Here is a 24537-nt window from a genome sequence, read left to right on the forward strand (position 1 = left end):
GAATGAGCTTTTTTATTTCTGATGCGGTAGCGGCAACAGGTGCTCCGGCGCAGGGCAGCCCGATGTCTCTGATTCTGATGCTGGTTGTGTTCGGTCTGATCTTCTACTTCATGATCCTGCGCCCACAGCAGAAGCGTACCAAAGAGCACAAAAAGCTGATGGACTCCATCGCGAAAGGCGATGAAGTACTGACCAACGGTGGTCTGGTCGGTCGTGTAACGAAAGTGGCTGAAAGCGGCTACATTGCTATCGCCCTGAACGACACCACTGAAGTGGTCATCAAACGTGACTTCGTAGCTGCCGTTCTGCCGAAAGGCACCATGAAGGCGCTGTAATCCCAACTTTTCCCAAAGGGAACTGCCGTGTTAAACCGTTATCCTTTGTGGAAGTACATCATGCTGGTCGTCGTGATTCTCGTCGGCCTGCTGTACGCACTTCCCAACCTGTATGGTGAGGATCCGGCTGTTCAAATCACTGGCGCGCGCGGTGTCGCCGCCAGTGAGCAAACGCTGATCCAGGTCCAGAAAACGTTACAAGAAGAAAAAATTACCGCTAAGTCTGTGGCTCTGGAAGAGGGTGCAATTCTTGCTCGCTTCGACACCACCGACACGCAGCTCCGCGCTCGTGAAGCGCTGATGGGCGTGCTGGGTGATAAATACGTCGTGGCGCTTAACCTTGCTCCTGCAACCCCGCGTTGGCTGGCTGCGCTGAGCGCTGAGCCAATGAAACTCGGTCTTGACCTGCGTGGCGGCGTTCACTTCCTGATGGAAGTGGATATGGATACCGCGCTTGGCAAACTGCAGGAACAAAATATCGATAGCCTGCGCAGCGATCTGCGTGAAAAAGGCATCGCTTACACCACCGTGCGTAAAGAAGATAACTACGGTATGAGCATCACGTTCCGCGACAGCGCGGCGCGCGATCAGGCTGTAGATTACCTGACGCAACGTCACCGTGACCTGGTGATCACCTCTCAGGGCAGCAATCAGCTGCGTGCGGTGATGACCGATGCTCGACTGAAAGAAGCGCGTGAATATGCCGTTCAGCAGAACATCAATATTCTGCGTAACCGTGTAAACCAGCTGGGCGTGGCTGAGCCGCTGGTACAGCGTCAGGGTGCTGACCGTATCGTGGTTGAACTGCCGGGTATTCAGGACACCGCGCGTGCGAAAGAGATTCTGGGTGCGACCGCAACGCTGGAATTCCGTCTGGTGAATACCAACGTTGATCAGTCTGCTGCCGCTTCTGGCCGTATTCCGGGTGACTCGGAAGTGAAACAGACTCGCGAAGGTCAGCCAGTGGTGCTGTACAAACGCGTGATCCTGACCGGTGACCATATCACCGACTCCACTTCCAGCCAGGACGAATACAACCAGCCGCAGGTTAACATCTCGCTGGATAGCGCGGGTGGTAACATCATGTCTAACTTCACCAAGGACAACATCGGCAAACCGATGGCGACCCTGTTCGTGGAGTACAAAGACAGCGGTAAGAAAGATGCAAACGGCCGTGCGGTACTGGTGAAAGAGGAAGAGGTGATTAACATCGCCAACATCCAGTCTCGTCTGGGTAACAGCTTCCGTATTACCGGTATTAACAACCCGAACGAAGCGCGTCAGCTCTCTCTGCTGCTGCGTGCCGGTGCGCTGATTGCGCCAATTCAGATTGTTGAAGAACGTACCATTGGTCCAACGCTTGGGATGCAAAACATCCAGCAGGGTCTGGAAGCGTGTCTGGCCGGTCTGGTGGTCTCTATCCTCTTCATGATCTTCTTCTACAAGAAGTTTGGTCTGATTGCGACCAGCGCGCTGATCGCCAACCTGGTGCTGATCATCGGCATTATGTCCCTGCTGCCAGGGGCGACGCTGACCATGCCGGGGATTGCGGGTATCGTTCTGACCCTTGCGGTGGCGGTCGACGCCAACGTACTGATTAACGAACGTATCAAAGAAGAGTTGAGCAACGGTCGCTCTGTTCAGCAGGCGATTGACGAAGGTTACAAAGGCGCGTTTAGCTCCATCTTCGATGCGAACGTAACAACACTGATTAAGGTTCTTATCCTGTATGCAGTGGGTACTGGCGCGATCAAAGGCTTTGCGATTACAACCGGTATCGGTGTCGCAACGTCAATGTTTACCGCTATTGTCGGCACCCGTGCCATCGTGAACCTGCTGTACGGCGGCAAGCGCGTCAAAAAGCTGTCTATCTGAGGAGTGCGTTGTGGCACAGGAATATACTGTTGAACAATTGAACCACGGCCGTAAAGTCTGGGACTTTATGCGCTGGGACTACTGGGCCTTCGGCATTTCAGGTTTCCTGCTGATCCTGTCCATCGTCATTATGGGCGTGAAAGGCTTTAACTGGGGGCTTGATTTCACCGGGGGGACGGTCATCGAGATCTCCCTGGAAAAACCGGTCGATATGGACGAGATGCGCCTGTCTCTGCAGAAGGCGGGCTTTGAAGAGCCACTGCTGCAGAACTTCGGCAGCAGCCGCGACATCATGGTGCGTATGCCGCCGGTGCACGATGCCAACGGCAGCCAGGAGCTGGGCAGTAAGGTTGTGAACGTGATTAACGAAACAACCAGCCAGAATGCGGCAGTCAAACGTATTGAGTTCGTCGGCCCAAGCGTGGGTGCTGACCTGGCGCAAACCGGGGCCATGGCGCTGCTGGTGGCGCTGATTTCCATCCTGGTCTACGTCGGTTTCCGCTTTGAGTGGCGACTGGCGGCCGGTGTGGTTATCGCTCTGGCGCACGACGTGGTGATCACCATGGGGATACTGTCTCTGTTCCACATTGAGATTGACCTGACGATTGTGGCATCCCTGATGTCCGTTATCGGTTACTCACTGAACGACAGTATCGTGGTATCTGACCGTATCCGTGAAAACTTCCGTAAGATCCGTCGCGGTACGCCGTACGAAATCTTTAACGTGTCGTTGACCCAGACGCTGCACCGTACCTTGATCACATCCGGTACTACCCTGATGGTGATCCTGATGCTGTTCCTGTTCGGTGGCCCGGTACTGGAAGGCTTCTCGCTGACCATGCTGATTGGTGTCACCATCGGTACGGCGTCGTCTATCTACGTTGCATCCGCACTGGCGCTGAAACTCGGCATGAAGCGCGAGCACCTGCTCCAGCAGAAAGTCGAGAAAGAAGGGGCGGATCAGCCGTCGATTCTGCCGTAATCCGACGTTTAGCGCGTTATCGAAATCCCGGTTTGTTGACCGGGATTTTTTTTATCTGCTCCTGACAAACACTCCTGACAGTATGCTGTCAGGAGCCCTGTCGTAGACTCTTTTCGAACCCAAACAACCGTCAGGAGGATGTATGAGAAGTGTGATTAACTGGTTTGAAATCCCGGTCACGGATATGGATCGCGCGATGAGTTTTTATGAGCCCGTGATGCAGGTGTCATTAAAACGCGAGAAAATGGACTGTGCTGAACTGGCCGTTTTCCCCCATGAGGATCCGGCTACCGGCGGGGCGCTGGCAAAATTTGAGGGCATTGTGCCGTCTCATGAAGGCGCTATTATCTATCTGCATACCGACAATCTGGCGGCCACGCTCGATCGCGTTGCCTCTGCTGGCGGCGAGTGCGTGTTTGGCCCACTGGAACTGCCGCATGGTATTGGCACTATCGCGTTGTTTACCGACAGCGAAGGTAATCGCGTCGGCCTCCATCAACCTGCCTGAGAGTTAACGAATCTATGACCCGACGCGCTGACCGTTTGTTTCAGATAGTGCAGATCCTGCGGGGCAGGCGTCTGACAACGGCAGCGCATCTGGCGGACCGGCTAGGCGTGTCCGAACGCACGGTCTACCGCGATATCCGCGACCTGTCGCTTTCCGGCGTGCCGGTGGAAGGCGAGGCAGGGAGCGGATACCGGCTGATGTCGGGTTTTGATCTGCCGCCGCTGATGCTGACAAACAAGGAGTCTGAGGCGTTGATTGTCGCGATTCGCCTGCTCAAAACCTGGGGCGGGGAGTCGCTGTCGCGTGAGCTGGAATCGGCTCAGGAGAAGGTGCTGGCGATCCTGCCCGAGGAGAGTCGTCGAAAGGCGGAGCAGACGCGGATCTACGCCCCGGACTTTTGCATGCAAAGCCACTCCCGCAGCGATTTTGACAGGATCCATCAGGCGATTTCCGCCCAGCGCGTGCTGGCGTTGCATTACCGTGATGAAGCCGGACAGCTCTCTAAACGCGAAGTTCAGCCGCTGGGGTTGTTCTTTTGGGGCGAGCGCTGGCTGCTGGCAGCGTGGTGCGAACGGCGCGAGGACTATCGCTGTTTCCGGCTCGACAGATGTCTCAATATTGCGCAGACGGAGAGGCGCTTTAGCGAGAGTGCGGACAGGTCGTTGGCGGATTTTTTACGGAAGGTGAAGCAGTAATAAGCCAGCCCTTGAGCTGGCTTTTTTGCCCGGCGGCGCTGCGCTTGCACGGGCCTACAGGTTTTGTAGGCCGGGTAAGGCGTAGCCGCCACCCGACAACAATCATACGATTAGAAGTTGTAACCCACCACCAGGTAACCACCCCAGCCGGTAGAACGAACGCTGAAGTCGCCGTTGCCGAAGTTCAGGCTGGCGTCGTCGTTCCACTGACCACCGTTGTGCCAGTAACGTGCCACAACAGAGTAGTGCCAGTGATCGTAGTTCAGCGCCAGGATGTGGCTGGACGCGATGGAGTCGTTGGTGCGCGCTTTCTTACCGTTCAGGTCGCGGAAGTCGTTGTCGCCCAGATCTGAACCCCAGTCAAAGTTGGTGAAGCCGATATAGCTCAGGTTGCCGCCCCACAGCTGAGTAATTGGCACAAAGTATTTCACTTTGAAACGGTAGCCATCCCACTCGTTTTCGTTCGCGGCACCGTAGTTCTGCCACTGATATTTCGCGTACACGTTCAGAGACAGGCTCATTGGCAGACCGGTGTCGATGTCCGTACCCAGACCCATGTACCAGGTGCTCTGGCGACCGGACTTGTTACGGCCCATGTCGTAAATATAGTTGTTTGCGAAATACCACTCTTTGAACGGACCAAACGCCAGGCTGGTACCGGTCAGCTTATCAATAGAGAAGCGCGGTTCGATCTCCATGAACAGTGGGGAACCGTGGTTCCAGATACCTTTCGCGTCGGTGTTACCACCGAAGAAGACAGGTGCATCCATATAACCGTAGAAATCAAACCAGTCTTTTTTGGCGAATGCTTCGTATTCCAGGTAGGTATCGTTACGGATCTGTGGTCCGAAGCGGGTGTGGTAGCTGCCGACCACGTTAACGCTCTGGTGCCACCAGTCGGAGAGGTATTGTGGTTTATCGTTTTCCGCTGCGTTAACAGTGAAAGAAGAGGACAGTGCCAGCACGGCGCCAGCTGCGAGTAATGTTTTTTTCATAATCATGCCACTGATTGAAATTCCCTTCCGGGAGTGAAAAATGCGCGAATTGCGTTTCTAAATATTTCGTGTTTCTGCGGTGCCTATTATAGGAATCCCTGCTCACAAAAATATGTGTTGTTTCACATATCTCTCATACACGTAATCGATTGCGTTCACGTTTGCGTACTTTAAACGGGCGGGATTGTAGCGGCAATCATTTATGTTGCCAATCCATACGAAATGTAAATGTTAGCGGAGTGACATTGCACTCCGCGAAAAGAAGGGGTTATTGCGCGGCGGGTTGGATATCGTGAATGCGGATAAAACCTAACTGATCCGGGGTCAGTCCGGTGAGCTGCAGCGGGATGTCAACATCGCTCGGAGCCAGCACGCTGGCGGGTGCAGTGAAAAGCTGATTTCTGACATTCACTTCCTGGTAGTTCTCCGTGGTGCCCTGGATCTGGCCCCACTCGACGGTGCCGCTGAAGGCCGGCAGCGGATCGTTGGATTCTCCCTGGATGCGTAATGTTGCGCGAGTACCATCTGCATTCGCCGCCACATTCACCAGAGACATTTTTAGCGTGCCAACCTGGCTGTTAAGTCGCGCAGGGGTATTCGCGCCCGGCAGCAGATAAACCCCGCTGCTGGATTTGGCGTTCAGCGCATTTTGCTGGGTGATCTTCACCGTTTCTTTGTTCAGTTTGTCCATCGCGGTATTAAGCGTATTCACGCTCTGTTTCATCTGACGGACTTCGGTTTGCTGTGCACAGGCGCTAAGGGTGAAGAGGCTCCCCACCAGCAATATTTTCAGGTAACGTCTTGTCATTGCGTTTATTTCCTTGAAATAACGGATCGCCCTAATGGTAGCCAGCATTGTGGCGTCAGACATAGATCCTTTATCTCAAAAAGCTCTTCCTTTGTTGTCAGGCCAGATCAGGGTAAAATGAAAATCAGTTAACCAGATAACAGGGATACCGTATGCATTGCCCATTTTGCTCCGCTGTGGATACCAAAGTCATCGACTCTCGTCTTGTGGGCGAAGGATCATCCGTACGCCGTCGTCGGCAGTGTCTGGTGTGTAATGAGCGTTTCACGACCTTTGAGGTGGCAGAGCTGGTCATGCCGCGCGTGGTAAAAACTAACGACGTGCGTGAACCCTTCAACGAAGAGAAATTGCGTAGCGGGATGCTGAAGGCCCTGGAAAAACGGCCCGTCAGTGCGGATGACGTTGAAATGGCGTTAAACCACATAAAATCTTACCTTCGTGGTTTGGGCGAGCGTGAAGTGCCCAGCAAGATGATCGGCAATCTGGTGATGGAACAGCTGAAAAAGCTCGATAAGGTCGCCTATATCCGCTTCGCCTCTGTTTATCGCAGTTTCGAAGATATCAAAGAGTTTGGCGAAGAGATCGCCCGCTTACAGGATTAAGTCCATGCAGGATGAGATGTACATGGCGCGCGCCATGAAACTGGCGCAGCGCGGTCGTTTTACCACCCACCCTAACCCGAATGTCGGGTGCGTTATCGTTAACGATGGCGAGATCGTGGGGGAAGGTTTTCACTACCGCGCGGGTGAGCCCCATGCTGAGGTTCATGCTCTGCGCATGGCAGGCGAGAAGGCGCGCGGCGCCACAGCCTACGTTACGCTAGAGCCCTGCAGCCATCACGGGCGTACGCCGCCGTGCTGCGACGCGCTGATTGCCGCAGGTGTTGCACGCGTGGTCGCATCAATGCAGGACCCGAATCCGCAGGTGGCGGGCCGGGGTCTGTATCGCCTGCAGCAGGAAGGGATTGAGGTCAGCCATGGCCTGATGATGCAGGACGCAGAGGCGCTTAATAAAGGCTTCCTGAAGCGCATGCGCACCGGGTTCCCGTATATTCAGCTTAAGCTGGGCGCCTCGCTGGATGGACGCACGGCGATGGCAAACGGTGAAAGCCAGTGGGTCACTTCGCCGCAGGCAAGGCGCGATGTGCAACGTCTGCGTGCGCAAAGCCATGCTATCCTCACCAGCAGTGAAACCGTTCTGGCTGACGATCCGGCGCTGACCGTGCGCTGGGACGAACTGAATGCCGATACCCAGGCGCTCTATCCGCAGGAGAACCTGCGCCAGCCGCTGCGTATTGTGATTGATAGTCAGAACCGTGTGACGCCAGAGCACCGCATTGTCCAGCAGCCGGGTGAAACCTGGTTTGCACGCACCAAAGACGATACGCGCGAATGGCCGGAAGGCGTGCGCAGTATCAGGGTGCCGGAGCACAACGGACGTCTGGATCTCGTGGTGCTGATGATGCTGCTCGGTAAGCAGCATGTGAACAGCATCTGGGTGGAAGCGGGTCCGACGCTGGCCGGCGCGCTGCTGCAGGCCGGGCTGGTGGATGAGCTGATTGTTTACGTGGCGCCTAAACTGTTGGGCAGCGACGCGCGTGGCCTGTTTGTACTGCCCGGCCTTGAAAAACTGGCTGATGCACCGCAACTCAAATTCAGCGAGATTCGTCCGGTGGGCCCGGATGTCTGCCTCCACTTAACGACAGCGTAATTGCTCCCGAAATAGGGAAGCAGTGCGCAAAGTATTATGATAAAATCCGCCCCCCTGCGGGGCCAAATGAACCCGTAAAGGAAGAGTATGAACATTATTGAAGCTGCTGTAGCTACCCCGGACGCTCGCGTCGCCATCACCATTGCGCGTTTCAACAACTTCATCAACGACAGCCTGCTGGAAGGTGCGGTTGACGCCCTGAAACGCATCGGCCAGGTTAAAGATGACAACATTACCGTTGTGTGGGTTCCAGGTGCTTACGAACTGCCACTGGCAGCGGGCGCGCTGGCGAAAACCGGTAAATACGACGCGGTGATTGCGCTGGGTACCGTTATTCGTGGCGGCACTGCGCACTTCGAATACGTTGCGGGCGGTGCAAGCAACGGTCTGGCACACGTTGCACAGGATGCTGAAATTCCTGTCGCTTTCGGCGTGCTGACCACCGAAAGTATTGAACAAGCCATCGAACGTGCTGGCACCAAAGCCGGTAACAAAGGTGCAGAAGCTGCACTGACCGCGCTTGAAATGATCAATGTATTGAAAGCCATCAAGGCCTGATTTTTTTGTAAGGGGAATTCCGTGAAACCTGCTGCTCGTCGCCGCGCCCGTGAATGTGCCGTCCAGGCACTTTACTCCTGGCAGTTGTCCCAGAACGACATCGCTGATGTTGAATACCAGTTCCTGTCAGAACAGGACGTGAAAGACGTTGACGTTCTGTACTTCCGTGAACTGCTGTCGGGAGTGGCGACTAATAGCGCGTATCTCGATGGTCTGATGAAGCCATACCTGTCCCGTCTGCTCGAAGAGCTGGGCCAGGTTGAAAAAGCAGTGTTGCGCATTGCGCTGTTTGAGCTGTCTAAACGTGATGATGTGCCGTACAAAGTGGCCATCAACGAAGCGATCGAACTGGCGAAAACCTTCGGCGCTGAAGACAGCCACAAGTTCGTAAACGGCGTTCTTGATAAAGCAGCACCTGCGATCCGTCCCCACAAAAAGTGATCCGCAAACCGGAGTCCTGCATTGCCTGACGGGCAGTGCGGCTCCGGTTTTTTCTTTTATTTGCTGAGGCATAACGTATGGCATGCGGCGAATTCTCCCTGATTGCCCGTTATTTCGACCGTGTCAGAACCTCTCGTCTTGATGTTGAAACCGGCATTGGCGATGACTGCGCACTTCTCAATGTTCCCGAAAAACAGACGCTGGCAATCAGCACCGACACCTTAGTGTGCGGACGTCATTTTTTACCGGATATCGATCCTGCCGATCTGGCCTATAAAGCACTGGCGGTTAACGTTAGCGATCTGGCGGCAATGGGTGCCGATCCCGCCTGGTTAACGCTGGCTCTGACGTTGCCTGAGGTGGATGAAGCCTGGCTTGAAGCCTTTAGCGATGCGCTGTTTGAGCAGCTTAACTACTACGATATGCAGCTGATCGGCGGTGATACCACGGCCGGGCCGCTGTCGATGACGCTGGCGATCCACGGCTATGTGCCGCTCGGTCGCGCGCTGAAGCGCTCGGGTGCAAAACCCGGCGACTGGATCTACGTGACCGGTACACCGGGCGACAGCGCCGCGGGCCTGGCGATTCTTCAGGATCGCTTAACCGTGAAGAACGCTGACGATGCGGCCTATCTGGTGAAACGCCATCTGCGCCCGACGCCGCGTATTCTGCACGGTCAGGCGCTGCGCGAGCGGGCAAGCTCGGCTATCGATCTCTCTGACGGGCTTATCTCAGATCTCAGGCATATTCTGAAAGCCAGCGGCGTTGGCGCGCGCATCGATCTGGATCTGTTCCCGCTGTCAGAGCAGCTGCTTCGCCATGTGGAGCCTGAGCAGGCTCTGCGCTGGGCGCTCTCGGGTGGTGAAGACTATGAATTGTGCTTTACCGTTCCGGAACTCAACCGTGGCACGCTGGATGTGGCGTTAGCCCATCTCGGCGCGAAATTTACCTGTATCGGGCAGATTATGCCGGAGAGTGAAGGGCTGAAGTTTGTGAAAGACGGTGCGCCCGTGACGCTGGACTGGAAAGGGTACGACCACTTCGCGTGATGTTTTGCGCTCTGTATTGCCGGGTGGCGGCTACGCCTTACCCGGTCTACAAAAGAGAGGGCTTATTTATACCCTACCACCGGATGCTGCTGATACGGCGTCTCCAGCTCGGCAATCTGCTCTGGCGTAAGCGTGATATCCACCGCATTTAACAGTTCGTCCAGCTGCTCTTCCCGGGACGTGCCGATAATGGGGGCCGCGACACCACGCTTGCCCAGAAGCCACGCCAGGGCCACCTGGGCGCGGGTTGCACCGGTATCGTCGGCGATCCCGGCCAAACGTTCGGCAATCAGCGCATCGCTGGCTTCTGTTCCGCCGTACAGATTTTTCCCCACCTCATCGGATACCAGCCGGGCCGTGGTTTCCCCCCACGGACGGGTCAGACGTCCGCGCGCCAGCGGGCTCCAGGGGATGACCGCTACTCCCTCCTGGTAGCACAGCGGCAGCATCTCGCGCTCTTCTTCACGATAGATCAAATTGTAGTGATCCTGCATGGTGACAAAGCGCGCCCAGCCGTGCTGCGCCTGGAGATCCAGCGCCTGGGCAAACTGCGATGCGTGCATAGACGATGCACCGATGTAGCGCGCTTTACCGGCTTTCACCACGTCGTTGAGCGCTTCAAGCGTCTCTTCGATCGGCGTGTTGTAATCCCAACGGTGAATTTGCAGCAGGTCGACGTAATCCATGTTCAGGCGTCTGAGGCTGTCATCAATAGAGCGCAGGATCTGCGCGCGAGAAAGGCCTTCCGCCAGATCGCCCACCGGGTAGTACACCTTGGTGGCGACGACGATTTCATCCCGGCGTGCAAAATCACGCAGGGCACGGCCAACAATCTCCTCACTGCTGCCGTCGGAGTAGCTGTTAGCGGTGTCAAAGAAGTTAATGCCGCCCTCAATGGCGCGTTTGATAATCGGACGGCTGCTCTCTTCCGGCAGCGTCCAGGCGTGGTTCCCCCGGTCGGGCTCACCAAAGGTCATGCATCCCAGACAAAGTCGGGAAACCCTGAGATCTGTTTTTCCTAATGTCGTGTATTGCATGGTTCCGCTCCTGCTGTTTAAACAATACGTTTAAGCATAGCAGGAGCGGAAAAGGGGAGGGATCAGGCCAGCCAGTTGCGGATTTTGGCTTCGATACCGGCAGCATCCAGGCCAATCGCCGCGCGGGCTTCGTCCTGAGTGCCTTGTGGGATGAAGTAGTCCGGCAGACCGAGGTTAAGCACCGGAACGGCTTTACGGTTCGCCATCAGCACCTCGTTCACGCCGCTGCCTGCGCCACCCATGATGGCGTTTTCTTCCAGGGTGACCAGCACGTCATGCGTTTCAGCCATGCTGAGGATCAGGGATTCGTCGAGCGGCTTCACAAAACGCATATCCACCAGCGTGGCATTCAGCGATTCCGCCACCTTTGCGGCCTCTGGCATCAGCGTGCCGAAGTTCAGGATCGCCACTTTCTCGCCACGACGTTTTACCAGTCCTTTACCGATCGCCAGTTTCTCCAGCGGCTGCAGCTCAACGCCCACCGCATTACCGCGCGGGTAGCGAACCGCGCTCGGCCCGTCCTGATAGTGGTAGCCGGTAAACAGCATCTGACGACATTCGTTCTCATCGCTTGGCGTCATGATCACCATCTCCGGGATGCAGCGCAGGAAGGAGAGATCAAATGCGCCCTGGTGCGTCTGGCCGTCAGCACCGACTATGCCGGCACGATCGATTGCAAACAGTACCGGCAGTTTCTGAATCGCCACGTCATGAATAACCTGATCGTAAGCGCGCTGCAGGAAGGTGGAGTAGATCGCGACAACCGGTTTGTAGCCGCCAATCGCCAGACCCGCCGCAAAGGTGACCGCATGCTGCTCGGCAATGGCCACGTCAAAGTACTGGTCAGGGTATTTTTTAGAGAACTCCACCATGCCTGAGCCTTCGCGCATGGCCGGGGTGATCGCCATCAGCTTATTGTCTTTCGCGGCGGTTTCGCACAGCCAGTCGCCGAAGATTTTTGAATAGCTCGGCATACCGCCGCTGCTTTTCGGCAGACAGCCGCTGGACGGGTCAAATTTCGGTACCGCGTGGAAGGTAATCGGATCTTTTTCCGCCGGTTCGTAACCACGCCCTTTCTTGGTCATGATATGCAGGAACTGCGGGCCTTTCAGGTCGCGCATGTTTTTGAGCGTGGACACCAGCCCCAGCACGTCATGACCGTCAACAGGACCAATATAGTTAAAGCCCAGCTCTTCAAACAGCGTGCCCGGCACGACCATGCCTTTGATGTGCTCTTCGGTACGTTTGAGCAGCTCTTTGATCGGCGGTACGCCGGAGAAGACTTTCTTGCCGCCTTCACGCAGCGTTGAGTAAAGCTTGCCGGAGAGCAGCTGTGCCAGATGGTTGTTCAGCGCGCCGACGTTTTCGGAAATCGACATTTCGTTGTCGTTCAGAATCACCAGCATGTCCGGCTTGATGTCGCCCGCGTGGTTCATGGCCTCAAAGGCCATCCCGGCGGTGATGGCGCCGTCGCCGATCACGCAGACGGTGCGGCGCTGCTTGTTCTCTTTTTCAGCGGCCACGGCAATCCCGATGCCCGCTGAAATGGAGGTGGAGGAGTGACCGACGCTCAGTACGTCGTACTCGCTCTCACCGCGCCACGGGAACGGATGCAGGCCCCCTTTCTGACGAATGGTGCCAATCTTATCGCGACGTCCGGTCAGAATTTTGTGCGGATAGGCCTGGTGGCCCACGTCCCAGATAAGCTGATCGAACGGCGTGTTATAGACATAGTGAAGCGCCACGGTCAGCTCAACCGTGCCAAGCCCGGAGGCGAAATGGCCGCTGGAGCGGCTTACGCTGTCGAGCAGGTAACGACGCAGCTCGTCGCACAGCTTCGGCAGGCTCTCTTTCGGCAACAGACGTAACTCCTGGGTGGAGTCAACTAACGCCAGTGTCGGGTATTTGGCAATATCAAAACTCATCAAAGGCTCATCGAGATAGTGTGTTTATTTATCACGCTGGATTATATAGTCCGCTAGCGCTTCCAGTGCCGAAGTATCAAGTGATTGCGCGGCCAGCAGATTCAGCGACTGGCGGGCATCGTCAATCAGATCCCGGGCTTTACGCTGGGCTTGCTCAAGACCCAGCAGGGCGGGGTAGGTACTTTTGCCAAGCTGCTGGTCCGCACCCTGACGTTTTCCCAATGTTGCAGTATCGCCCACCACATCCAGAATGTCATCCTGAACCTGGAATGCCAGACCGATACTTTCGGCGTATCTGTCCAGAATCGGCAGGGCTTTGCGCCCTCGCTCACCCGCGCTCAGCGCGCCCAGGCGTACGGCTGAACGAATCAATGCCCCGGTTTTATGGCGATGAATACGCTCCAGCTGTTCCAGATTAACCTGACGTCCCTCCGCGTCCAGATCGAGGGCCTGTCCGCCGCACATGCCGGCCACGCCGCTGGCCATTGCCAGTTCGGAGATCATTGCCAGGCGGTCGCGGTCAGCCACTTCCGCCATAGGAGCATCGCTCAGGATCGAGAATGCCAGCGTTTGCAGGGCATCACCCGCCAGAATGGCATTCGCCTCGCCAAATTTGATGTGGCAGGTAGGTTGACCCCGACGCAAATCGTCATCATCCATGGCCGGTAAATCATCGTGGATCAGCGAGTAGGCATGGATGCACTCCACGGCGGCGGCCGGGGCGTCCAGCGTGTTATCGCTGATACCAAACATATTGCCTGTGGCGTACACCAGAAACGGGCGCAGGCGCTTTCCCCCCAAGAGTGCGCCATAGTGCATGGCTTCAACCAGTGGAGTGTTCTGAAAAGGCTGGGGCGCAATGAAACGGCGCAGGGCGTCGTTGGCGCGCACGACACGCGCCTGAAGCTCGTTGGCAAAATCCATTTACTCGGCGTCCGGTGTAAAAGGCGTGGTTTTCGCGTCTTCGCTGTCGGACAGCAGGATCTGTACGCGCTGTTCAGCCTGCTGCAGCTTGACCTGCCCCTGGCGTGCCAGCTGCACGCCGCGCTCGAATTCGTTGAGCGCCTCTTCCAGCGGGAGATCGCCGCTCTCAAGGCGGGTGACAATCTGCTCCAGTTCACTCAGCGCAGTTTCGAAACTGGCCGGTGCGTCGTTCTTCTTCGGCATAGTGAATTGACTCTTATATTCTCAGCCCCGACATGGTAACGGACTCAGGGCAATTATCAAATAACGCGCAATGTGCACAGGAGCGGCGCGATGGTGGTATACTTGCGCGCCTGGATGCAGCCACGGGTGTGGGCTGCTGTACTCTTTTCCATTACAAGCCTTAATACGCTTGCCTAAGAAACATTGCCGCCATGAAGTTTATCATTAAATTGTTCCCTGAAATCACCATCAAAAGCCAATCTGTGCGTTTGCGCTTCATTAAAATTCTCACCGGGAACATTCGTAACGTATTAAAGCACTACGACGAAACCCTCGCCGTGGTGCGCCACTGGGACCACGTTGAAGTCCGTGCGAAAGACGAAAACAAACGTCAGGACATTCGTGACGCCCTGACCCGTATCCCGGGGATCCACCATATTCTGGAAGTGGAAGATGTCCCGTTCAGCGACATGCACGATATCTTCGAGAAAGCGCTGGTTCAGTATCGCGACCAGATTGAAGGCAAAACCTTCTGCGTGCGCGTGAAGCGTCGCGGTAAACACGAATTCAGCTCCATTGAAGTGGAACGTTACGTCGGCGGCGGTCTGAACCAGCACGTTGAGTCTGCGCGCGTGCGTCTGACCAACCCGGACGTGACCGTGAATCTGGAGATCGAAAACGATCGCCTGCTGTTGGTGAAAGGGCGCTATGAAGGTATTGGCGGTTTCCCGATCGGGACTCAGGAAGATGTCCTGTCCCTGATCTCCGGCGGCTTCGACTCCGGCGTCTCCAGCTATATGCTGATGCGCCGCGGCTGCCGCGTGCACTACTGCTTCTTCAACCTGGGCGGTGCGGCGCACGAAATCGGCGTTCGTCAGGTTGCGCATTATCTGTGGAACCGCTTCGGCAGCTCCCACCGCGTGCGTTTTGTGGCGATCAACTTCGAACCTGTGGTCGGCGAAATTCTTGAGAAAGTGGACGATGGCCAGATGGGTGTCATCCTGAAGCGTATGATGGTGCGTGCGGCATCCAAAGTAGCGGAGCGCTACGGCGTGCAGGCGCTGGTCACCGGGGAAGCGCTGGGCCAGGTCTCCAGCCAGACGCTGACCAATCTGCGCCTTATCGACAATGTGTCTGATACCCTGATCCTGCGCCCGCTGATCTCCCACGACAAAGAGCACATCATCGACCTGGCGCGTGAAATTGGTACCGAAGATTTTGCCCGCACCATGCCGGAATACTGCGGTGTGATCTCAAAAAGCCCGACCGTTAAAGCGGTGAAAGCGAAGATCGAAGCGGAAGAAGAGAACTTCGATTTCAGCATTCTGGATAAAGTGGTGGCGGAAGCGTCCAACATTGATATCCGCGAAATTGCCCAGCAGACCGAACAGGACGTGGTTGAAGTGGAAACCGTGAGCGGTTTCGGTGCGAACGATGCGATTCTGGATATCCGCTCTATTGATGAGCAGGATGACAAGCCGCTGCAGGTAGACGGTGTGGAAGTGGTTTCGCTGCCGTTCTACAAGCTGAGCACGAAGTTTGGCGACCTCGACCAGAGCAAAACGTACCTGCTGTGGTGTGAGCGCGGGGTGATGAGCCGTCTGCAGGCGCTGTATCTGCGCGAGCAGGGCTTTGCCAATGTGAAGGTATATCGTCCGTAGTTTCTCGCCCGGTAGCGCTTCGCTTACCGGGCCTACGATACCGTGCATTTGTAGGCCGGGTAAGGTGTAGCCGCCACCCGGCTTTTTTATGCACTACTCTTCATAGTAATTATAAATTCCCGCCGGCATCACCAGCGATGATGCCACTTCGTACGCTTTTTCGCGCCCGACCAGCAGGTCGATAATCTTTAAGCCAAAATCAATCGCGGTGCCTGGCCCCTGGCTGGTCAGCAGGTTGACGCGCGGATCCCAGACCACGCGTTTATCCACCCACTGCTCTTCCGGGATCGTATCCTTAAGCCCCGGGAAGCCGGTCATGTTGCCGATGGGGAAGATGTCATGGGGTACCAGCACCGTGCCGGCCGCAGCACAAATGGCGGCCACGATACGGCCCGAAAGATGGAACTGACGCACGGTCTCGACCAGCAACGGGCTGTCACGAAAACACTCCGCACCCTTCAGGCCACCGGGCAGCACGATAATGTCATACTCCCCGTCAGCCACCTGCACAAGCGGGGCATCCGCGAGGATCTTCACCCCGCGCGAGCAGGTGATAGCCAGATTACCGTCGCTGGCGACGCTGGCGGTGGTGACCTTAATGCCGCCGCGCACCATCAAATCAATGGTAGTGACCGCTTCCATCTCTTCGCTACCAGGGGCGAGACAGATCAGTGCTGACGCGCTCATATTCACTCTCCTTACGTTTAACCAGGTCATACAGACGGGCGTTTTCCGGCACCGCGATGCCGTGCGCGCGGGCGCGTTTTAGCAGATATCCCGTGATATAGTCGATCTCTGTGTGGCGTAATGCCCGAACATCCTGCAGCATTGAGGAGATGTTTTCTGCGGTACTCTCAATGACCTGGTCGACATAACAGCGTAAATCGTCTGCCGAGGTATGCAAGCCTTCCCGCTCAACAACCGCCGCGACTTCCGCACACAGCAGCGCAACCTCATCTGGATGATTTTTCAGCTCCCCGTTTGGGCAGTTCCACAGCGCCGTCAGTGGGTTAATCACGCAGTTGACGGCCAGCTTGCGCCAGAGTTGAGGACGAATGTGGTTATGCCAGGCGACGTCAGGTAATACCTTCTGCAGGACATCAGCCAGATAACTGTAGTCCCCATCCTGCGGTCTGGCAGGCCCGATGTGCGTCACGCCGCTGGCGACATGGACAATAATGTTACCGTCGCGGCGTGCAGCGTGAGTGGTTGTCGCCATCAGCAGGGGCTGCGGGACGCTTTTCAGTTCATCCAGGGTCCCCATGCCGTTATGCAGCAGCAGGATGGGGGACGTGGGGGGGAGCTGCGCGGCCAGGGTTTTGACCGCGTCCGAGACCTGCCACGCTTTGAGCGTCACCAGTAAAAGATCGCTTTGCGCCAGGAAATCCGGATCGTTCGCAGTGAGGGATTCGTTAAAGATGCTTCCGTCTTCACCAATCAGGTTTACACTGCAATAGGGCTGGGGCACGCGCAGCCAGCCCTGAACCTCATGTCCATGCTTGCACAACGCAGTCAGCCATAGCTGACCAAGGGCTCCGCATCCGAGCACTGTAATTTTCATTGTTCCTCCTCACCTGCAACTGCGCCAGGTGTTACAGCTTAATTATACAGCTAAGCTTCTGTTGAGTTATGTCTCGTAGCGGGTATTATGCAACGCAACAAAAGTGAAGGGAGAAGAAAAGATGCCATCTTTCGATATTGTTTCCGAAGTTGATATCCAGGAAGTTCGCAACGGCGTTGAGAACGCAACCCGCGAAGTTGAGTCACGTTTCGATTTTCGTGGCGTAGAGGCGTCGTTTGAGCTCAACGATGCAAATAAGACCATTAAGGTGCTGAGCGAGTCTGATTTCCAGGTGAACCAGCTGCTCGACATTCTGCGCGCTAAGCTGTTAAAACGCGGCATTGAAGGGACGTCTCTGGATGTGCCGGAAGACTTTGTCCACAGCGGTAAAACCTGGTTTGTGGAAGCCAAACTGAAGCAGGGCATTGAGAGCGCGGTGCAGAAGAAGATCGTTAAGCTCATCAAAGACAGCAAGCTGAAGGTGCAGGCGCAGATCCAGGGCGAAGAAATTCGTGTTACCGGAAAGTCACGCGATGACCTGCAGTCCGTGATGGCGCTGGTGCGTGGCGGCGATCTGGGACAACCGTTCCAGTTTAAAAACTTCCGCGATTAATAAAGAGAGCCCGGTTTAACCGGGCTTTTTTTCAGGCGCTGAGCGCCTGCTCGACCTCAAAACGGTTGGTCACTTTACTGTCTATTTTGACGTAAGCGCTGCGTTCTTCCGCGACAATAAGCACCTCTGTCACCCCCTCTTTGGCTTCGAGACGCTGCTTCAGCGCATCGTTAATCGCAACGTCATCCGGAATTTCTACCCGCAGGCTGCTCACGTAGCTCGGCTCTTTCATGGTGCTGGCGACCAGCAGCCAGACCGTCGCCAGTAGCGCACCGGCGAGAAATACGGTTTGTGAATCAAACAGCCCGTCAACCCAGCCCCCAAGTGAGCCGCCGATCGCCACGCCGAGAAACTGGCTGGTGGAGTAAATGCCCATCGCCGTACCTTTGTAGCCGGCGGGAGACTCTTTGCTGATCAGCGACGGGAGCAACGCTTCCATCAGGTTAAAGGCGAGGAAGAAGAGCTGCACGCCGGCGATCAGCTCCCAGAAGTGCGGGCCGGCGCCCCAGAGCACGATCTCGGCAATCAGCAGGACCGCCACGCAACCCACGAAGACGCGCTTCATTTTGCGCTTCACTTCGGCGTAGATGATAAACGGCACGACGGAGACAAACGAAATCAGCATCGTGACCAGATAAATTTTCCAGTGCTCAGCCGCCGGGAAACCTGCAGCGGCAAGCTGGCCGGGCAGGGCGACAAAGGTCGACATCAGCAGGATGTGCAAACACATAATGCCAAAATTGAGCTTGAGCAGGCGGGGTTCAACAATCACCTTGCTGAAGCAGCCTTTTACCATCCCTGATTCACGGTTCAGGACGTGGTTTTTGCTGTCCGGCACCACCCACAGGGTTAAGGCAATCCCGATCGTCGCCAGCACGGCAATCATCCAGAACAGGGCGTGCAGACCAAGCGCATGGGTAATAATGGGGCCCAGCACCATCGCAATTGCAAAGGTGACGCCAAAGCTCACGCCGATAAACGCCATCGCTTTGGTACGGTTCTGCTCGCGGGTTAAGTCTGACAGCAGCGCCATCACCGCGGCGGCAATTGCGCCGGAACCCTGCAGGGCGCGGCCAAGAATAATTCCCCAGATGGAGTGGGAGAGGGCGGCAATGATGCTGCCGAGAACAAAGACCAGCAGTCCGCCGACGATCAGCGGCTTGCGGCCCACCCGGTCAGAGAGCAGGCCAAACGGGATCTGGAATACCGCCTGTGCCAGGCCGTAAATGCCAATCGCCAGGCCAATCAGCGCCTCGCTGGCGCCCTGCAGGGCCATACCGTACGTGGTCAGAACAGGCAGGACCATAAACATGCCAAGCATCCGTAGCGAGAAGACAGTCCCTAAGCCCCAGGTCGCGCGAAGCTCGCCTGGCGTCATTTTATAATCGTTCATTACCACCTCAGTTCAAAAGCAGGCCATAGTGTAGTGCGGGGAAGGGGCGGGGTAAATAAAGGGTTATTTAACAAATATTACATGCGTTATTAATAGATTCAGTGAATAAAAAAGGGTGCCGAAGCACCCCTTTATTCACCTGTTGTGGCTTACCAGACGTAAGTCAGCAGGTTGTGTGAATCCGGCACCATAAAATCTACGGACATCATCACGGAAAGCGAGGTGATGGCGACAATCGAGAACACAAACAGTTTGCGTGCCCAGACTTTGTCATCTTCCACTTTGTAACCGCGCAGCGCCATACCGAGCCACCAGACGCTCACTGCAGCCGCTACCGCCAGATATTTGTATCCAGCGTAGCCACCCAGAGAGAGCATCAGCGTTGCGACAGCAAAGGCGATGATGTAGAGCGTAATGTGGTTCTTGGCTACAGAGATGCCTTTCACGACCGGCAGAACCGGGATGTTCGCTGCCTGATAATCCTTAAAGCGGAAAATCGCGATGGCATAGGAGTGCGGCATCTGCCACAGGCTAAAGATAGCCAGCAGGATAGCCGCACCGCTGTCGAACTCGTTCGTGACCGCGCAGTAGCCAATCACCGGCGGCGCAGCGCCGGAGAGAGAACCAATCAGCGTGCCGTACACGGAGTGACGTTTCATATACAGGCTGTAAATGCCCACATACACCACGAACCCCATCACCCCCAGCCAGCAGGCCAGCGGGTTAGCACCAAACCACAGCAGCATAAAGCCAGCAATACCCAGCAAGGTGGCGTACACCAGCGAGACGGAAGGGGCGATCAGGCCTTTCACCAGCACCCGATTTTTGGTCCTTTCCATCTTCTTGTCGATATCCATGTCGATGTAGTTGTTAAATACACAACCGGACGCAACAACCAGTGACACACCGACCAGCGTGTAAATAAAGAGGGTGTAATCAATGCTGCCTTTAGAGGCCAGCAGGAACCCTCCGATCACGGAGATCAGGTTGCCAAAGATGATGCCTGGTTTCGTTACTTGCAGGTATTGCTTAAACATACTCGCCGCTCTTAGTGAACCATCATGTTGTAGTTGAGGTTCCACATAATCCAGATGGAACCGACTACCAGGATAGCGATGATAATCACGGTAAAGATGAAGGCCGTCATGTTCCAGCCTTCATCGGACTTGGTGTTCATGTGCAGGAAGCAAACCAGATGCACCAGAATCTGAACCACCGCGGTCACCAGGATTGCACCCAGAATAACCGGCTTGGAGGCAGAACCGCTCATCACCATCCAGAACGGGATCACCGTCAGGATGATCGACAGGATAAAACCTGTCATGTAGGTTTTTACGCTACCGTGGGAAGCGCCATGATCGTTTGAATGACTCATTACATCGCCCCCATCAGATACACTACAGAGAACACACAGATCCACACCACGTCCAGGAAGTGCCAGAACAGGCTCAGGCACAGGATACGGGTACGGTTAGTACTGGTCAGGCCGCGACGGGAGATCTGGAACATCAGTACTGCCATCCAGATCAGACCGGAGGTCACGTGCAGACCGTGGGTACCGACCAGCGCGAAGAACGCTGACAGGAAGCCACTGCGATCCGGACCGAAGCCTTCCAGGATCAGATGATGGAATTCATAGATTTCCATCCCGATAAATCCAGCACCAAACAACCAGGTCAACGCCAGCCAGGAGACAACCTGGCTCTTGTTGTTTTTGTACATGGCGATAGCCGCCATGCCGTAGGTGATGGAGCTGAATAACAGCAGTGCGGTTTCAACCAGAACGAACGGCAGTTCAAAGATGTCCTTACCGGTCGGGCCGCCCGCTGTGCCGTTCACCAGAACGGCATAGGTCGCGAACAGACAGCAGAACAGAATGCAGTCGCTCATCAGGTAGATCCAGAAACCGAAGACTTTGGTCGGTCCTGTATCGTGGTGCGCATGTTCATGCGCGTGGGCAGTCGAGTGCGCCAGAGTATCAGTTGCCATTTTTCAGCCCCGCTTTAGAAATCTCGTCGAAATGCTGATTTTCCAGCTTTTCAACTTCACGGACTGGTACGTAGTAGTCCACGTCCTCGTCAAAGCTCTTCACAATCCAGCTGATTACGATGCCAGCGAAGCCAACAATCGCCATCCACCAGATGTGCCAGATCATTGCGAAACCAAATACCGTTGCGAAAGCGGCAATCACAATGCCCGCACCGCTGTTTTTCGGCATGTGGATCTCTTCGTAATGAGCAGGTTGCTTGTACGCTTCACCTTTTTCTTTCATTTCCCAGAATGCGTCGCGTTCATGAACCTGCGGCACAACGGCAAAGTTATAGAAAGGCGGTGGAGAAGAGGTTGCCCACTCCAGCGTACGGCCACCCCATGGGTCACCGGTCAGGTCACGGTTCTGGTCGCGGTCGCGAATAGACACGTAGAACTGAATCAGCTGAGACGCGATACCACAGGCAATCAGCACCGCACCGCCCGCTGCAACCATCAGCATTGGGTGGAACTGCGGATCAATCTGCTGGCTCAGACGACGGGTCATACCCATGAAGCCCAGCACGTACAGCGGCATAAATGCCACGAAGAAACCGATGATCCAGAACCAGAACGCGCGTTTACCCCATTTCTCGTTCAGCGTGAAGCCGAACGCTTTTGGCCACCAGTAGGTTACGCCAGCGAAGCAGCCGAAGACCACGCCACCGATGATAACGTTATGGAAGTGCGCAATCAGGAACAGACTGTTGTGCAGAACGAAGTCAGCACCTGGTACCGCCAGCAGTACGCCGGTCATCCCACCTACGGAGAAGGTCACGATGAAGCCGATGGTCCACAGCATGGCTGAGTGGAACACGATACGGCCCTGATACATGGTGAACAGCCAGTTGAAGATCTTCACCCCGGTCGGGATGGCGATAATCATGGTGGTAATACCGAAGAAGGCGTTTACGTTCGCGCCCGCACCCATGGTGAAGAAGTGGTGCAGCCAAACGATGAACGACAGAACGGTAATACAGACGGTTGCCCACACCAGCGAGGTGTAACCAAACAGACGTTTACGCGAGAAGGTTGCTGCGATTTCGGAGAACACACCGAAGACAGGCAGAACCAGGATGTACACTTCCGGGTGACCCCAGGCCCAAATCAGGTTGATGTACATCATCATGTTGCCACCCATATCATTCGTGAAGAAATGGGTGCCCAGGTAGCGGTCCAGGGTCAGCAGCGCGATGGTGACGGTCAGAATTGGGAAGGACGCGATAATCAGGATGTTGGCGCACAGCGATGCCCAGGTAAATACCGGCATCTTGAACATGGTCATGCCCGGGGCACGCATCTTGATAATGGTCACGAAGAAGTTGATACCGGTCAGGGTTGTACCAACACCGGAGAGCTGAAGCGCCCAAATCCAGTAGTCGACACCTACGCCCGGACTGTACTCGATTCCTGACAGCGGCGGGTAAGCCAGCCAGCCGGTCTGCGCGAATTCGCCCACACCCAGTGACAGGTTAACCAGGATTACGCCGACAACCGTGAACCAGAAGCTCAGGTTGTTCAGGAACGGGAACGCAACGTCGCGCGCGCCGATTTGCAGCGGAACGACCACGTTCATCAGACCGATAACCAGCGGCATCGCCACGAAGAAGATCATGATAACGCCGTGGGCGGTAAAGATCTGATCGTAGTGGTGCGGCGGCAGGAAGCCGGCTTCACCCGCAGACGCGAGTGCCTGCTGGCTACGCATCATGATCGCATCCGCAAAGCCACGAATTAACATGACGATACCGACGATGCAGTACATGATACCGAGTTTTTTGTGGTCAACCGAAGTCAGCCACTCGTTCCACAGGTAGCTCCACTTACCGAAGTAAGTGATTAAGGCCAGTAAGGCCGCACCACCGATGATAATCGCAGCCACCGTAACCATGATAATCGGTTCATGGTAGGGCACTGCATCCAGTGTCAATTTTCCGAACATTTTCTTCCTCGGCCCCTTAGTGAGCGGTTTCCGCGTGGCTCATGTCCATGCCTTCCATACCTTCGTGCGCGCTGTGCTCGCCTTCAGGCTGGGTCATGTCCATGCTCTTGCCGTGATCCATAAATTTGCCAATAACGTCTTTGAACAAATCAGGTTTCACGTTAGAGAAGTACTCCACCTTGTTGTATTCGCTAGGTGCAGCCACTTTTTCGAACGCCGCCATGTCAGACATGGTGTTTGGAGACTGCTTCGCTTTTGCAACCCACTGGTCGAAAGCGGCACGGTCCGGCGTTGCGATAGCTTTGAACTTCATACCTGAGAAGCCCGGGCCGCTATAGCTGGCGGAGATACCATCATAGGTGCCTGCTTCATTCGCGATCAGGTGCAGGTTAGTCTGCATACCGGCCATCGCGTAAATCTGGCTACCCAGACGTGGGATGAAGAAGGAGTTCATTACGGAGTTGGAGGTCACTTCGAACTGAACCGGAGTGTTCGCCGGGAAGGCGATTTCATTCACGGTAGCAATGCCCTGCTCTGGATAGATGAAGAACCATTTCCAGTCCATGGAGACCACTTCGATGGTAATAGGTTTTTCATCGTGAACCAGCGGTTTGCTTGGCTCAAGTGCGTGAGTGGTTTTCCAGGTCAGCACGGCAAGGAACAGGATGATAAGGATAGGTACCGTCCAGACCACAGCTTCCACTTTATTGGAGTGTGACCAGTTCGGGCTATACTTCGCATCTTTATTGCTCGCACGATACTTCCAGGCGAAACCAACAGCCATCAAAATGGCTGGAATAACCACAATCAACATCAGGCCAAAAGCCGTCAATATCAGTGAACGTTGTTCCAGTCCAATCTGTCCTTTGGGGTCTAGTAGTGCAGAATCACAGCCACTGAGTAATACAGTGCCTGCGAATAATGACAACCATCCCAAACTTTTATTGTATTTCCTGAGTCTCATTTAACGACCTCAATTCCACGGGAGTCTGGTGGCGTTTAAAGTGTGCGGGCATTTTACGGGAAGGTTACATTACTGTAAACATCATTAGGCCTGTGTCAGGAAGGTGTTACCGGGTTCTGCCGCACGTGTCACAAGTGTTGCAAATTATGTCGGTTTTTATGACCGAAGCCGCATGGCATGGGCTTTATAACGAAAGGACCCCCAAGCATACCCTAAAAGGGGCAATTGGTATAACCATTGTTAAAAATAAACAAAAAATTAACAATTAATTATCAATAAAAAGACATCTAAAAAACGAAAAATCAAACTTC

26 protein-coding genes are annotated in these 24537 nt (G+C 55.3%); 12 read left to right on the forward strand and 14 right to left on the reverse strand.

Annotated elements, in window-relative coordinates; all coding sequences use genetic code 11:
• Positions 1–2: 2 nt before the first annotated feature.
• The 5 genes from yajC (at position 3) to GM298_RS10835 (ending at position 4395) form a co-directional block, all read left to right on the forward strand.
• On the forward strand, positions 3–335 hold the full coding sequence (yajC, locus tag GM298_RS10815; protein ID WP_000007630.1) for a preprotein translocase subunit YajC: 333 nt from the start codon (positions 3–5) through the stop codon (positions 333–335).
• 27 nt (positions 336–362) lie between these two features.
• Positions 363–2210, forward strand: a complete 1848-nt coding sequence (gene secD / locus GM298_RS10820; RefSeq protein ID WP_071994021.1) for a protein translocase subunit SecD — start codon at positions 363–365, stop codon at positions 2208–2210.
• A 10-nt stretch (positions 2211–2220) separates the two neighbouring features.
• On the forward strand, positions 2221–3192 hold the full coding sequence (secF, locus tag GM298_RS10825) for a protein translocase subunit SecF (protein ID WP_025756201.1): 972 nt from the start codon (positions 2221–2223) through the stop codon (positions 3190–3192).
• 142 nt (positions 3193–3334) lie between these two features.
• Positions 3335–3700 carry a VOC family protein gene (locus tag GM298_RS10830; RefSeq protein ID WP_025756200.1) on the forward strand — a complete coding sequence of 122 codons (366 nt, stop codon included), beginning with the start codon at positions 3335–3337 and terminating at the stop codon, positions 3698–3700.
• A 14-nt stretch (positions 3701–3714) separates the two neighbouring features.
• A complete protein-coding gene (locus GM298_RS10835) occupies positions 3715–4395 on the forward strand; it encodes a helix-turn-helix transcriptional regulator (RefSeq protein ID WP_025756199.1) in 681 nt (226 codons plus the stop codon).
• A gap of 110 nt (positions 4396–4505) precedes the next feature.
• Here the strand turns inward: GM298_RS10835 and GM298_RS10840 are convergent, their stop codons facing one another.
• Positions 4506–5390 (reverse strand): nucleoside-specific channel-forming protein Tsx, encoded by an 885-nt coding sequence (locus tag GM298_RS10840; RefSeq protein ID WP_025756198.1) that lies wholly within the window; start codon positions 5388–5390, stop codon positions 4506–4508.
• A 268-nt stretch (positions 5391–5658) separates the two neighbouring features.
• The gene (locus GM298_RS10845) at positions 5659–6198 is read right to left on the reverse strand and encodes a DUF3251 domain-containing protein (protein ID WP_025756197.1); all 540 of its coding nucleotides are present in this window, start codon (positions 6196–6198) and stop codon (positions 5659–5661) included.
• Between the two features lie 152 nt (positions 6199–6350).
• Between GM298_RS10845 and nrdR the strand changes: the two genes are divergently transcribed.
• From nrdR to thiL, 5 genes are all read left to right on the forward strand, one after another.
• Complete coding sequence (gene nrdR, locus GM298_RS10850) at positions 6351–6800, forward strand: transcriptional regulator NrdR (RefSeq protein WP_025756196.1); 450 nt, start codon at positions 6351–6353, stop codon at positions 6798–6800.
• A gap of 4 nt (positions 6801–6804) precedes the next feature.
• Positions 6805–7908 (forward strand): bifunctional diaminohydroxyphosphoribosylaminopyrimidine deaminase/5-amino-6-(5-phosphoribosylamino)uracil reductase RibD, encoded by a 1104-nt coding sequence (ribD, locus tag GM298_RS10855; protein ID WP_266154101.1) that lies wholly within the window; start codon positions 6805–6807, stop codon positions 7906–7908.
• An 87-nt stretch (positions 7909–7995) separates the two neighbouring features.
• The gene (gene ribE, locus GM298_RS10860; protein WP_003859098.1) at positions 7996–8466 is read left to right on the forward strand and encodes a 6,7-dimethyl-8-ribityllumazine synthase; all 471 of its coding nucleotides are present in this window, start codon (positions 7996–7998) and stop codon (positions 8464–8466) included.
• Between the two features lie 21 nt (positions 8467–8487).
• Positions 8488–8907, forward strand: a complete 420-nt coding sequence (gene nusB / locus GM298_RS10865) for a transcription antitermination factor NusB (protein ID WP_006809908.1) — start codon at positions 8488–8490, stop codon at positions 8905–8907.
• A gap of 77 nt (positions 8908–8984) precedes the next feature.
• Positions 8985–9956, forward strand: a complete 972-nt coding sequence (gene thiL / locus GM298_RS10870) for a thiamine-phosphate kinase (RefSeq protein ID WP_266154102.1) — start codon at positions 8985–8987, stop codon at positions 9954–9956.
• 62 nt (positions 9957–10018) lie between these two features.
• On the opposite strand, the gene GM298_RS10875 is transcribed toward thiL, so the two are convergent.
• The 4 genes from GM298_RS10875 to xseB all read right to left on the reverse strand — a co-directional run bounded on the left by GM298_RS10875 (position 10019) and on the right by xseB (position 14085).
• The gene (locus GM298_RS10875) at positions 10019–10993 is read right to left on the reverse strand and encodes an aldo/keto reductase (RefSeq protein WP_047957875.1); all 975 of its coding nucleotides are present in this window, start codon (positions 10991–10993) and stop codon (positions 10019–10021) included.
• 62 nt (positions 10994–11055) lie between these two features.
• On the reverse strand, positions 11056–12918 hold the full coding sequence (gene dxs, locus GM298_RS10880) for a 1-deoxy-D-xylulose-5-phosphate synthase (protein WP_128338627.1): 1863 nt from the start codon (positions 12916–12918) through the stop codon (positions 11056–11058).
• 24 nt (positions 12919–12942) lie between these two features.
• A complete protein-coding gene (gene ispA / locus GM298_RS10885) occupies positions 12943–13842 on the reverse strand; it encodes a (2E,6E)-farnesyl diphosphate synthase (protein ID WP_126800428.1) in 900 nt (299 codons plus the stop codon).
• Complete coding sequence (gene xseB, locus GM298_RS10890; protein WP_008503331.1) at positions 13843–14085, reverse strand: exodeoxyribonuclease VII small subunit; 243 nt, start codon at positions 14083–14085, stop codon at positions 13843–13845.
• 191 nt (positions 14086–14276) lie between these two features.
• Between xseB and thiI the strand changes: the two genes are divergently transcribed.
• Complete coding sequence (gene thiI / locus GM298_RS10895) at positions 14277–15725, forward strand: tRNA uracil 4-sulfurtransferase ThiI (RefSeq protein WP_047957877.1); 1449 nt, start codon at positions 14277–14279, stop codon at positions 15723–15725.
• A gap of 93 nt (positions 15726–15818) precedes the next feature.
• Here the strand turns inward: thiI and yajL are convergent, their stop codons facing one another.
• Together yajL and panE are read right to left on the reverse strand one after the other, a co-directional pair.
• Complete coding sequence (gene yajL, locus GM298_RS10900) at positions 15819–16412, reverse strand: protein deglycase YajL (RefSeq protein ID WP_025756188.1); 594 nt, start codon at positions 16410–16412, stop codon at positions 15819–15821.
• Complete coding sequence (gene panE, locus GM298_RS10905; protein ID WP_266154103.1) at positions 16375–17286, reverse strand: 2-dehydropantoate 2-reductase; 912 nt, start codon at positions 17284–17286, stop codon at positions 16375–16377. The genes yajL and panE overlap by 38 nt, the downstream gene beginning before the upstream one ends.
• Positions 17287–17407: 121 nt before the next feature.
• On the opposite strand from panE, the gene GM298_RS10910 reads away from it, so the two are divergent.
• Positions 17408–17899 (forward strand): YajQ family cyclic di-GMP-binding protein, encoded by a 492-nt coding sequence (locus GM298_RS10910; RefSeq protein WP_025756186.1) that lies wholly within the window; start codon positions 17408–17410, stop codon positions 17897–17899.
• Between the two features lie 31 nt (positions 17900–17930).
• On the opposite strand, the gene GM298_RS10915 is transcribed toward GM298_RS10910, so the two are convergent.
• From GM298_RS10915 to cyoA, 6 genes are all read right to left on the reverse strand, one after another.
• On the reverse strand, positions 17931–19292 hold the full coding sequence (locus GM298_RS10915; protein WP_266154104.1) for an MFS transporter: 1362 nt from the start codon (positions 19290–19292) through the stop codon (positions 17931–17933).
• A 149-nt stretch (positions 19293–19441) separates the two neighbouring features.
• The gene (gene cyoE, locus GM298_RS10920) at positions 19442–20329 is read right to left on the reverse strand and encodes a heme o synthase (protein WP_025756184.1); all 888 of its coding nucleotides are present in this window, start codon (positions 20327–20329) and stop codon (positions 19442–19444) included.
• Positions 20330–20340: 11 nt separating this feature from the next.
• Positions 20341–20667 carry a cytochrome o ubiquinol oxidase subunit IV gene (locus GM298_RS10925; RefSeq protein WP_025756183.1) on the reverse strand — a complete coding sequence of 109 codons (327 nt, stop codon included), beginning with the start codon at positions 20665–20667 and terminating at the stop codon, positions 20341–20343.
• A complete protein-coding gene (locus tag GM298_RS10930; RefSeq protein ID WP_025756182.1) occupies positions 20667–21281 on the reverse strand; it encodes a cytochrome o ubiquinol oxidase subunit III in 615 nt (204 codons plus the stop codon). The genes GM298_RS10925 and GM298_RS10930 overlap by 1 nt, the downstream gene beginning before the upstream one ends.
• Positions 21271–23262, reverse strand: coding sequence for a cytochrome o ubiquinol oxidase subunit I (gene cyoB / locus GM298_RS10935; RefSeq protein ID WP_025756181.1), 1992 nt, complete (start codon positions 23260–23262; stop codon positions 21271–21273). Before cyoB ends, GM298_RS10930 begins: the two co-directional genes overlap by 11 nt.
• Positions 23263–23278: 16 nt before the next feature.
• On the reverse strand, positions 23279–24226 hold the full coding sequence (cyoA, locus tag GM298_RS10940; protein ID WP_266154105.1) for a cytochrome o ubiquinol oxidase subunit II: 948 nt from the start codon (positions 24224–24226) through the stop codon (positions 23279–23281).
• Between the last annotated feature and the right edge of the window lie 311 nt (positions 24227–24537).

The sequence above is a fragment of the Enterobacter sp. HSTU-ASh6 genome (assembly GCF_026319105.1).
GTDB classification, from domain to species: Bacteria; Pseudomonadota; Gammaproteobacteria; order Enterobacterales; family Enterobacteriaceae; genus Enterobacter; species Enterobacter sichuanensis.

What these genes read in the sequence shown, in the direction of transcription:
- yajC (WP_000007630.1), top strand. Translation starts at nt 3, where the DNA reads ATGAGCTTTTTTATTTCTGATGCGGTAGCGGCAACAGGTGCTCCGGCG.
- GM298_RS10830 (WP_025756200.1), top strand. Translation starts at nt 3,335, where the DNA reads ATGAGAAGTGTGATTAACTGGTTTGAAATCCCGGTCACGGATATGGAT.
- GM298_RS10835 (WP_025756199.1), top strand. Translation starts at nt 3,715, where the DNA reads ATGACCCGACGCGCTGACCGTTTGTTTCAGATAGTGCAGATCCTGCGG.
- GM298_RS10840 (WP_025756198.1), bottom strand. Translation starts at nt 5,390, where the DNA reads ATGAAAAAAACATTACTCGCAGCTGGCGCCGTGCTGGCACTGTCCTCT.
- GM298_RS10845 (WP_025756197.1), bottom strand. Translation starts at nt 6,198, where the DNA reads ATGACAAGACGTTACCTGAAAATATTGCTGGTGGGGAGCCTCTTCACC.
- nrdR (WP_025756196.1), top strand. Translation starts at nt 6,351, where the DNA reads ATGCATTGCCCATTTTGCTCCGCTGTGGATACCAAAGTCATCGACTCT.
- ribD (WP_266154101.1), top strand. Translation starts at nt 6,805, where the DNA reads ATGCAGGATGAGATGTACATGGCGCGCGCCATGAAACTGGCGCAGCGC.
- ribE (WP_003859098.1), top strand. Translation starts at nt 7,996, where the DNA reads ATGAACATTATTGAAGCTGCTGTAGCTACCCCGGACGCTCGCGTCGCC.
- thiL (WP_266154102.1), top strand. Translation starts at nt 8,985, where the DNA reads ATGGCATGCGGCGAATTCTCCCTGATTGCCCGTTATTTCGACCGTGTC.
- GM298_RS10875 (WP_047957875.1), bottom strand. Translation starts at nt 10,993, where the DNA reads ATGCAATACACGACATTAGGAAAAACAGATCTCAGGGTTTCCCGACTT.
- dxs (WP_128338627.1), bottom strand. Translation starts at nt 12,918, where the DNA reads ATGAGTTTTGATATTGCCAAATACCCGACACTGGCGTTAGTTGACTCC.
- ispA (WP_126800428.1), bottom strand. Translation starts at nt 13,842, where the DNA reads ATGGATTTTGCCAACGAGCTTCAGGCGCGTGTCGTGCGCGCCAACGAC.
- xseB (WP_008503331.1), bottom strand. Translation starts at nt 14,085, where the DNA reads ATGCCGAAGAAGAACGACGCACCGGCCAGTTTCGAAACTGCGCTGAGT.
- thiI (WP_047957877.1), top strand. Translation starts at nt 14,277, where the DNA reads ATGAAGTTTATCATTAAATTGTTCCCTGAAATCACCATCAAAAGCCAA.
- yajL (WP_025756188.1), bottom strand. Translation starts at nt 16,412, where the DNA reads ATGAGCGCGTCAGCACTGATCTGTCTCGCCCCTGGTAGCGAAGAGATG.
- panE (WP_266154103.1), bottom strand. Translation starts at nt 17,286, where the DNA reads ATGAAAATTACAGTGCTCGGATGCGGAGCCCTTGGTCAGCTATGGCTG.
- GM298_RS10910 (WP_025756186.1), top strand. Translation starts at nt 17,408, where the DNA reads ATGCCATCTTTCGATATTGTTTCCGAAGTTGATATCCAGGAAGTTCGC.
- GM298_RS10915 (WP_266154104.1), bottom strand. Translation starts at nt 19,292, where the DNA reads ATGAACGATTATAAAATGACGCCAGGCGAGCTTCGCGCGACCTGGGGC.
- cyoE (WP_025756184.1), bottom strand. Translation starts at nt 20,329, where the DNA reads ATGTTTAAGCAATACCTGCAAGTAACGAAACCAGGCATCATCTTTGGC.
- GM298_RS10925 (WP_025756183.1), bottom strand. Translation starts at nt 20,667, where the DNA reads ATGAGTCATTCAAACGATCATGGCGCTTCCCACGGTAGCGTAAAAACC.
- GM298_RS10930 (WP_025756182.1), bottom strand. Translation starts at nt 21,281, where the DNA reads ATGGCAACTGATACTCTGGCGCACTCGACTGCCCACGCGCATGAACAT.
- cyoB (WP_025756181.1), bottom strand. Translation starts at nt 23,262, where the DNA reads ATGTTCGGAAAATTGACACTGGATGCAGTGCCCTACCATGAACCGATT.
- cyoA (WP_266154105.1), bottom strand. Translation starts at nt 24,226, where the DNA reads ATGAGACTCAGGAAATACAATAAAAGTTTGGGATGGTTGTCATTATTC.